This window comes from Protofrankia sp. CiP1_Cm_nod3 (assembly GCF_982290655.1).
Genome location: NZ_CEVIVD010000093.1, coordinates 8,961 through 17,837, shown reverse-complemented (window position 1 = coordinate 17,837; position 8,877 = coordinate 8,961). Strand labels below are relative to the sequence as shown.

The 8,877-nt window shown below is 72.7% G+C and carries 6 protein-coding genes and 1 pseudogene; all 7 read left to right on the top strand.

Annotation, left to right across the window (positions count from 1 at the left end; all coding sequences use genetic code 11):
* The first annotated feature begins 27 nt into the window (after nt 1–27).
* Nucleotides 28–879 (top strand): SAF domain-containing protein, encoded by an 852-nt coding sequence (locus AC5LUJ_RS16815; RefSeq protein WP_250290262.1) that lies wholly within the window; start codon nt 28–30, stop codon nt 877–879.
* On the top strand, nt 876–2,192 hold the full coding sequence (locus AC5LUJ_RS16810; protein WP_493465266.1) for a CpaE/TadZ family protein: 1,317 nt from the start codon (nt 876–878) through the stop codon (nt 2,190–2,192). Before AC5LUJ_RS16815 ends, AC5LUJ_RS16810 begins: the two co-directional genes overlap by 4 nt.
* A 731-nt stretch (nt 2,193–2,923) precedes the next feature.
* Nucleotides 2,924–3,418: a transcriptional regulator gene (locus AC5LUJ_RS16805; RefSeq protein WP_250287418.1), complete on the top strand. Its 495-nt coding sequence runs from the start codon at nt 2,924–2,926 to the stop codon at nt 3,416–3,418.
* A gap of 289 nt (nt 3,419–3,707) precedes the next feature.
* Nucleotides 3,708–4,754 (top strand): patatin-like phospholipase family protein, encoded by a 1,047-nt coding sequence (locus tag AC5LUJ_RS16800; protein ID WP_250287416.1) that lies wholly within the window; start codon nt 3,708–3,710, stop codon nt 4,752–4,754.
* Between the two features lie 91 nt (nt 4,755–4,845).
* The gene (locus AC5LUJ_RS16795) at nt 4,846–5,328 is read left to right on the top strand and encodes a DUF6912 family protein (RefSeq protein ID WP_250287415.1); all 483 of its coding nucleotides are present in this window, start codon (nt 4,846–4,848) and stop codon (nt 5,326–5,328) included.
* 252 nt (nt 5,329–5,580) lie between these two features.
* Nucleotides 5,581–7,230, top strand: coding sequence for an L-glutamate gamma-semialdehyde dehydrogenase (gene pruA, locus AC5LUJ_RS16790; RefSeq protein ID WP_493465265.1), 1,650 nt, complete (start codon nt 5,581–5,583; stop codon nt 7,228–7,230).
* A 595-nt stretch (nt 7,231–7,825) separates the two neighbouring features.
* Nucleotides 7,826–8,877: pseudogene (locus tag AC5LUJ_RS16785) on the top strand (hypothetical protein); the annotation flags it as partial.

Here is an 8,877-nt window from a genome sequence, read left to right as displayed (position 1 = left end):
GGGACACAAGCTACAGGAGGTCCGCCGGTGACCGACCTCACCCCCGCTGTCGCGGTCTCGGAGAAGCCGGCTGCCCCACCGTCACCGCCGACAGCACCGTCGCCGCCGGCCCGCCGGCTCACCCCGCCGCGCTGGCGGGACTCCCGTCTGCTGGTGGGCGTCCTGCTGGTACTGGTGTCGGTCGTGGTGGGCGCCCGCCTGTTCGCGACCGCCGATGGCAGCCAGGACTGGGTGGTGGCGGCCGCGGACCTCCCGGCCGGGCATGTCGTGGCCGCCGCCGATCTCACCACGGCCTCGGCCTACCTGCGCTCGGCGACCGCGAGCCGTTACTTCCCGGGTGGGCGCCGGTCGGAGCTGGTGGGGACGATGCTCGCCCGTCCGGTGTCCGCCGGGGAGCTGCTCAGCGGCGCTGACTTCGTGCGTGACGACGTACGCCCGACTCGGCTGGTCTCGATCGTCGTCAAGGACGGCAGAGCCCCCGCGCTCACCCCGGGCGATCACGTGGACGTCTTCGTCCTACAACGGTCGGGCCCGGCGGGTGCCGGTGCCGCCACCGGCGCCGCCACCGGCGCGGGCACCGGCGCTGGCACACCGGGCACGGCGGGCGCGGGCGCGGCGCAGGCCGCCGGCCAGGTGCCGGTGGTGCAGACCGGCAGCGCCGGCACGGAGGTGCTGGTGCTGCACGATGTCGAGTTCGTCGCGCGGACGACGCTGGCGGCGGGCTCGTACGCGCTGACGCTGCGGGTGCCGGTGGAGCTCGCCATCAACGTGGTGGCGGCGTCCCAGAGTGAACGGGTGGACGTCGTCAAGCTTGAGCGCGGTTCCCGGGGTGAGGTCGGCGGGCCGGGTCCGAGCGCTGTGCCGGGGTTCGGGCAATGAGCCTGCCGATCCTGACCGCGGTGACCAACTCGGTCGTCGAGTCCGGGCTTGTCACGGCGTTCGACCGCCGTGATCTCGGGGTGACGGTGGTCCGCCGGTGTGTCGACCTGCCCGATCTGCTCGCGGCGGCGACGACGGGCGCGGCGCGGGCCGCGCTGCTCTCGGCGGACCTGCGCCGCCTGGACCGGGACGCGCTGACCCGGCTGGCCGTGGCCGGGGTCGCGGCGGTCGGCCTGATCACCCCCGGGGACGAGGACGGCGAGCGCCGGCTGCGCCAGCTCGGTGTCGCGGCGGTGATCACGACCGACGCGACGGCCGAGATCGTGGCGTCGGCGGTGGTGGAAGCGGTCCGGGCGCTCACCGGCACCGATCATGTCGCCGGCCTGCTGCCCGCCGCGTACAGCAGACCGGCGCCCGGTTTCGCGACGTTGACGCCGGTGGCCGACCAGCCGCCGCCCGATGCTCTCGCCGAGCCCGGCGACGGCCGGGTGATCGCCGTGTGGGGCCCGACCGGCGCCCCGGGCCGCACCACCGTGGCCCTGGGGGTGGCGGCGGAGCTCGCCGCCATGGGCATGCCGACGCTGCTCGTCGACGCCGACGTCTACGGCGGGGCGATCGGGCAGCTGGTGGGGCTGCTGGAGGAGGCGCCCGGCCTGGCCGCCGCCGCCCGGGCGGCCAACCAGGGGGTTCTCGACGTCCCCCGGCTGGCGCTGCTGTGCCGGGATCTGGGTGGGGGGCTGCGCATCCTGCCGGGTATCGCCCGTCCGTCGCGGTGGCCGGAGCTGCGTCCGGCCTCGGTGGAGGTCGTGCTCGCGCTGGCGCGGCGGCTGGCGAGCTTCGTCGTCGTCGACTGCGGTTTCTGCCTGGAGATGGACGAGGAGCTGTCGTTCGACACGTCCGCGCCGCGGCGCAACGGCGTGACCCAGGTGGTGCTCGCCGCGGCCGACAGCATCCTGGCCGTGGCAAGCGCGGAGCCGGTCGGGCTGGTGCGTTTCGTGCGTGGGCTGACGGACCTGCGCGAGGCCGTGCCCGGTGCGGATCCGTGGGTCGTGGTGAACCGGCTGCGCGCCTCGGCGGTCGGGAAGGACGCCCGCCGGGAGGTCGCCAGGGCGATGGTGCGCCATGTCGGTATGGAGCCGGTGGCCGCGATACCGCTCGACGTCGCGGCGATGGACAGCGCGCAGGCCGCCGGCCAGCTGTTGCGGGATGTGGCCCCGACGTCGCCGGCCAGGCTGGCGATCAGCGAGCTGGCCGCGCGGGTGGCGGGGCGTCCGGTGCGGGGCCGCCGCCGGCGCTCGCCCGTTCACCGTTGACGGCTCGCGGGCGCGGGCCGCGCCGGGCTTCGGCCCGGGGGCGGGGGGAGCGGCTGCCCTGACGGCCCGCGGGCGCGGGCCGCGCCGGAGCGTGCCCGACGGATGTTCGACCGCGCGGGCGGCGCCTGGACGGCCGGCACCTGTCAGCACGCCGTGCATCGTGCGCGGAATGTGATCATATAAGGACGATTTGTAGTGATCTGTGCGTACGAGCCGTGCGGGCGGCTGGGGCCGGCCGCACGGACGAGGCTGCGCGGGCCGCGGGCCGACGGGTCGCGCCCGGCTTCGGACGCTTTTTGATCTAGTATGACTTGTCCCGCTAATTTTATACGAAGAGTAACCGATCCGGGCGACCTTCCTCTGCCGGGAATGCCGTTTTTACAAGCAAATCTTCCTCTAACCAGCCAGCGGAACGGTTACGGACTGCGGTTCCGGGGCAGCCTGTCTGAGTGACTGATCGTAGAGAAAAGATAGCTGTTAGCAATCATCATGCTGTTCGCAGCGTGGCGCCGGTGCCGCTCGGGTGGATTTCACTTCTGGCGAGGGGAGAGATCTTACGGGAAGTAACCATGGTGACGATCAGATGACTAATTGCATTAATCAAATGTAGCTATCCTTTTCGGGTAACGTTCAGTTAGTGTGAGCACCTGCGTCACCGCAGTGGTGGGGCAGTGGTGGGAGCGATAAATGATCACCAAGTGCTCTGTTGAGGTGGACGGGGGGTGTATCGGATGAGTCGGGAGTACGCGAAGGCCGTGGGAGCTCGTCTCCGGGCCATACGGATCCAGCAGGGGTTGTCCCTGCAAGGTGTGGAGCAGAAGTCACGCGGGCGCTGGAAGACCGCGGCGGTTGGCTCCTACGAGCGTGGCGACCGGATGATCAGCGTTCACCAGCTCTCGGAACTCGCCGCGTTCTACGGCGTTCCGGTCTCGGCGCTGCTGCCGGAGGAGGAGGCGCTACCTCCTCGCGAGCACCGGCACCGCACCGTCCTCAACCTGAAGAAACTCGCTGAGGCGCCACCGGACTCGTCCGCGCTGGTGCGCCGGTGGGTGGCGCAGATACAGCGCCAGCGGGACGACTACGCCGGACAGGTCCTCTCCATCCGGGACGGCGACCTGAGGGCGTTGGCCCTTCTGCACGACACCACTCCGCAGGAGTTCTCCGAACGGCTGCGGGGGTGGGGCGTGCTGGAGACGAATTTCGGCGAGGAGGAGGTTCCCGAGTAGGGCGTTGCCGCGCCGGCCGCCCTGACTCCGCCCTGACTCCGCCCTGGACGGTGCCGGTCGTCCCCTGGGGACGGTGCCGGTCGGCTCCAGGACGGTGTCGGTTCCTGGGCAGCGTTGGTTCCTGGCGTGCCGCATGCTGGGAAGGCGCGGTGGCCAGCCACGAGAACGTGCGCGGCGGGCCAGAGGTGTGTACCGCTGCCGCCGGCATGGTCCCTGTCGCTGGCGGCGGGGGCATGTACCGGGGGGTTGTGACGCACAGCAGGTTGTGACGCGCAGCAGGAGGTGGCTGATGGCTGGCAGCAGGGTTCCCCGCCGCGGACTGGTACTGGGCGCCGGGGGGGTGCTCGGGTCGGCGTGGATGATCGGTGCCCTGAGCGCCTACGAGGAAGCGGCCGGCGTCGACGTCCGCGACATGGACATGACCGTCGGTACCTCGGCCGGAGCGGTGCTGGCGGCTCTGATCGGCCTTGGCACGAGCGTCGAAACAATGGTCAACTCCGAATACGGCGAGCCGTTGTTCGGCGATCCGGTCCTCGACTACACCCGCCTCGGTTCGGCTCTCCCGCCGCGGCCGCGGATGCGCATCGGCTCGCGTCGGCTGCTCGCCACCTCGGCCCTGCACCCACGCCGGGTGACCCCGCTGGTGGCCCTGGTCTCCCTGCTCCCGCAGGGCCGCGGGACGCTGGCCGCCGTCGGCGACCTGGTGTCCTCCGTGGGCGCCACCGTGACCACCTGGCCGACTCCCGCGCCGTTGTGGATCGTCGCGATGGACTACGACACCGGGACACGGGTCGTGTTCGGCTCGCCGGACGCGCCCCGGGCGTCGATCGCCGAGGCCGTGATGGCGTCGTGCGCGATCCCGTCATGGTACGCGCCCGTCGTTATCGACGGGCAGCCCTATGTGGACGGTGGGACGCGGTCGCCAACATCGGTGGACCTGCTCGTCGACGCCGGTCTCGACGAGGTCGTGGTGCTCGCGCCCGCCTGCTCGTTAGGCTTCGACCAGCCCCGGGGCGCGCTGGCCCGGCTCGAACGCCAGATGCGGCGGCTGGCGACCAGGGTGCTGATCCGGGAGACCGAACTGCTGCGGGCCACCGGGACGAAGGTCACGGTGATCTGCCCGGGGCCGGAGGATCTGGAGATCATCGGCGGTAACGTCATGGATCTCAGCCGCCGGCAGGAGGTTTTCCAGACCTCGCTGCGGACGAGCGCGGCGGCGCTGGCGGAGGCCGGCATCGGGACGCCGTCCACGGGCACGCCGTCCACGGCCTCACCAACGGCATCCGTGCCCACGGCCTCGTCCGGCGCCGACGGCCGTCTGGCGGCCGCTGGCTGACCCGTCCGGCCCTCGTGCGTCGGCCGTCCTGGCGGCTGGCTCCGTGTGCCCAGCGTGCGGGCCGTCGAGCGCCGCACGGCACACTGGCAGCGTGCGTGTCTACCTGCCGTCGACGCTGTCGGCCGCCCGGCGTGTCCTCGCGGACCGGGCGGTCCCGGCGGGGCTCGGCTTCGCGGTCACCCCCGCCGTCCGGGAGTGGTATGCCCACTCCGACATCGAGGAGATGGAGTACGCGCTCCTGCTCGACGCGGCCCGCGCCAGCCTGCGGCTGCTCGACGTCGACCCGGGCGCGCCCCGCCGGCGGGTGGTCCTCGCAGTGGACGTGGACGACTCCGGCCTGCGGATCCGCAACGACCTCGACCGGGGCGTCGTCGAGATCGGCGGCCCGGTGCCCCTGGCCGCCGTCGCCGCCGTCCACGTGGACGCCGTCGACGCCGTCGCCGCCGTGGCCGCCGCGGCGGAGGCGATCGTGGCGGCCGACCTCGGCAGCGATGACGCGGCGTTCGTGGTGGACACCGCCGACGGCTACGAACTGCTCTGGTACGCCACCCAGGAGCTGGCGGACCTCGTCTGACGCCTGTGGGCGGCCCGGGCACAGGCCCGGCGCCCGGCCCGGCACCCGAACCGGGACCTGACAGAGCGCGGACAACAGCGGACGGCGGCCGCCCGAGGCGCGAACATATTCCTGCGCGTCGCGGACGGCCGCGGGCCGCCTGGTCTGGGAGCGTTCCAGGAGGGGCGCCGCGGGCTGGCCGGCCCGCCCCTCGAGCGTCCCGGCGCGGTGTTTCCAATGCTCGGTTTCCAGCGCTTCGGAGGGTGGGTTGGGATGGATGCCGTCGCTGTCGTCCCGGAACCGGTCAACGAGCCGGTCCGCGCCTATGCCCCGGGCAGCCCGCAGCGCGCCAGCCTGCGGGCGGCGCTGGAGCGGCTGGCGGGGGAGCGCGCCGAACTGCCGCTGGTGATCGCCGGGAGGGAGCGCCCGGGCGCCGGCGAGCCGTTCGAGGTGGTCGCCCCGCACCGGCACGAGCTGGTGCTGGGCGCGGGCCGGGCGGCGGCGCCCGGCGACGTCGCCGCCGCGGTGGACGCGGCGCTGGCCGCGGCGCCCGGCTGGCGGGCGCTGTCCCAGGACGACCGGGCCGCGGTGTTCCTGCGGGCGGCCGACCTGCTGGCCGGGCGCTGGCGGGACACCCTCAACGCCGCGACCATGCTCGGGCAGAGCAAGAGCTGCTACCAGGCGGAGATCGACGCGGCCTGCGAGCTGATCGACTTCTGGCGTTTCAACGTCGCCGCCGCCCGTGGGATCGTCGCCGGGCAGCCGCTCTCGGCGCCCGGCACGTGGAACCGCATGGACTACCGTCCCCTGGAGGGGTTCGTCCTCGCGGTGACGCCGTTCAACTTCACCTCGATCGCGGCGAACCTGCCGACCGCTCCGGCGATCATGGGCAACACGGTGGTCTGGAAGCCGGGCCCCACCCAGCAGCTCGCCGCCCAGCACACCATGTCGCTGCTGGCGGCGGCGGGCCTCCCACCAGGGGTGATCAACATGGTCACCGGGGACGGCGCGGCCGTCTCGGCGGTGGCGCTGCGGCACCGGGAGCTCGCCGGGGTGCACTTCACCGGGTCGACGGCGACTTTCCGGACGATGTGGCGGACGGTGGCCGAGGGGATCGACGGCTACCGGGACTACCCGCGGCTGGTCGGCGAGACCGGCGGGAAGAACTTCGTCGTCGCCCACCCCAGCGCCGGCCCGGACGCGCTCGTCGTCGCGCTGGTCCGGGGTGCCTTCGAGTACCAGGGGCAGAAGTGCTCGGCGGCGTCCCGCGCCTACCTGCCCGCCTCGCTGTGGCGGTCGGGTCTTCGTGACCAGCTGGTCACGCAGACCGCGGCGCTGACCTACGGTGACGTGTCCGACCTGAGCCTCTTCGGCGGGGCGGTGATCGACCGGCGGGCCTTCGACCGGCTGTCGGCCCTGCTCGCGCGGCTGCGCGCGGACCCGGACGTGTCGGTGCTCGTCGGTGGCGGCGCCGACGACCGGACCGGATTCTTCGTGGAACCGACGGTCGTCGTGTGCGCCGATCCCGCACACGAGGTGTTCACGTCCGAGTACTTCGGGCCGGTACTCGCCGTGCATATCTACGACGATGCTCCGGGACGGCCCGGTTCGGACGCTTTTACCACAGCATTGCGGGATGTCACGGACTTCTCGCCCTACGGGCTGACCGGCGCGGTTTTCGGCCGGGATCGCCGCGCGCTCGCCACCGCTACCGAGGCGCTACGGTACAGCGCCGGAAACTTCTACATCAACGACAAACCGACCGGCGCGGTGGTGGGCCAGCAGCCGTTCGGCGGATCGCGGGCGAGCGGCACCAATGACAAGGCCGGCTCCGCGCTGAATCTGCTGCGATGGGTCTCCCCGCGGGCACTGAAGGAGACGTTCGACCCACCGCGACAGGTCGCCTACCCGCACATGGGCTGAGCTCCTCACCAGGGCCCTTGCCAGGGCCTCCTACCAGGACCTCCGCGCCAGAACCTCTCGCCGGGACCGCTGCCCCGGGCCGACGCGCCGCGGGGCCCGAGGCGGCGTGCCGACCTGGACGCCATGCTATCCGCTTGCGGCCCGCATCCGGTGGCATCGTGCTGTTTTACGACCGACAGTGCTGTTTGGCAGTTGACAGGACTGTTTGGCAGTTGACATGGCTGTTCCGGCCATGGCGGACACTCGGACCACACCGTCGCCCGTTGGTCGTCCGGTTGGAACTGGACGTTCGGAACACGGCTGTGGAATGGTTCGATACCGGACCGTCCCGGGGGATGTTCCGGCCGGGGCCGTCGGCGAGCGTACCCGGCGTGACCGGGCGCGTGGACAGCCGCCATGCGCCTATTGGTTTGCCGCCACCCGGAAAGATCGCGACCGCGCTTCGCGATACTTTTGTGATGGATTCAGGGTGCGCCCGGCGCACCCACGGAGGACTTTCGTGGCCATGATGGGAACCCAGGATGATGCCGGAGGCTGCCACCCGTACCGGTGCGGATCCCCGCGGCGCGCACCGCGGGAAGGAGGCTGATCACCCGTGCTCTACCTCGCCGGCCAGATTCTGGTGCTCATGGCGGCGGCGCTGGCTGTTGGTGCACTGCTGACCTGGGTGTTCCTCCTCGGCCCCGTACATCGCCGGGTCGAGGAGATACGGCGTGCCACCGCCCTGCCCGCCCCCGGCACCGGGCCGCTGCCCGTTGTGACGCCGCCGGCAGGCAGGCCCGCTCCGGCAGGCACGCCCGACGCGCGGCCCGCCGGCCCGTCCGGTCCGCCGGCGGCCGGCGGTGACGCCCTCCGTCCCGCGTCCCGCGTACGGGACGACGATCCGGGCGACGGCGGCCCGGGCGACGGCGGCCCGGACACCGCCGGGGCCGGACCATCGGCTGTCGGCGCCGGGACCGGTTCCGTTCCGCCCGCGCGTGCGGGCACGCGGTCATCGGGCCAGCGGGACGACCACCAGCCGAATGATCACCAGTGGGACGATCGCCAGCAGGACGATCATCGGAGGGACGATCATCAGCGGGACGAGTGGCTGCTGGAGAAGGCGGCGCTCACGGCCCGGCTGGCCACCGCCGAGCGGCAGGCGGCCGAGTCCGAACAGCGGGTCACCGCCGCCGAGGGGCAGGCCGCTGTCGCCGGTCACCGGGTGTGGATGCTCGAGGAGGCCCTCGCCCGGGCCGAGGAGCCGGGCGAGCCCGACGACGCGGTGCCGTCGGACGCCGAGAACGTCCAGGCGCTCGCGGCCGAGGCCGTGCGGCTGCGCAGGCAGCTCGCCGAGGCCGAGGAGCGCTCCGCGAAGTTCTCCTCCCGGCTGGCGATGGCGCGTACCGAGGCCGAGGAGGCCCAGCGCCAGGTCGCGACCCTGACGACGAGGCTTGATCGCCACCAGGCCGAGTGGGCCGCCGAGAAGGTCCGGCTGCTCGCCCAGATGAGTGGCGGCGAACAGGCCTCGGCCGTGTCCGAGCACACACGCACCGCCCGCGTCGAACTGGATCTCCCGGATCCCGGCCACCCCATCGAATCCGCCCGCGGGGCTGCCACCCGGCCGGATGTTCCGGCCACCCTCGAGCCGGCCACCCTCGAGCCGGC

Coding starts and splice junctions, on each gene's coding strand:
- pruA (WP_493465265.1), top strand. CDS start 5,581: ATGGATGCCGTCGCTGTCGTCCCGGAACCGGTCAACGAGCCGGTCCGC.
- AC5LUJ_RS16810 (WP_493465266.1), top strand. CDS start 876: ATGAGCCTGCCGATCCTGACCGCGGTGACCAACTCGGTCGTCGAGTCC.
- AC5LUJ_RS16800 (WP_250287416.1), top strand. CDS start 3,708: ATGGCTGGCAGCAGGGTTCCCCGCCGCGGACTGGTACTGGGCGCCGGG.
- AC5LUJ_RS16805 (WP_250287418.1), top strand. CDS start 2,924: ATGAGTCGGGAGTACGCGAAGGCCGTGGGAGCTCGTCTCCGGGCCATA.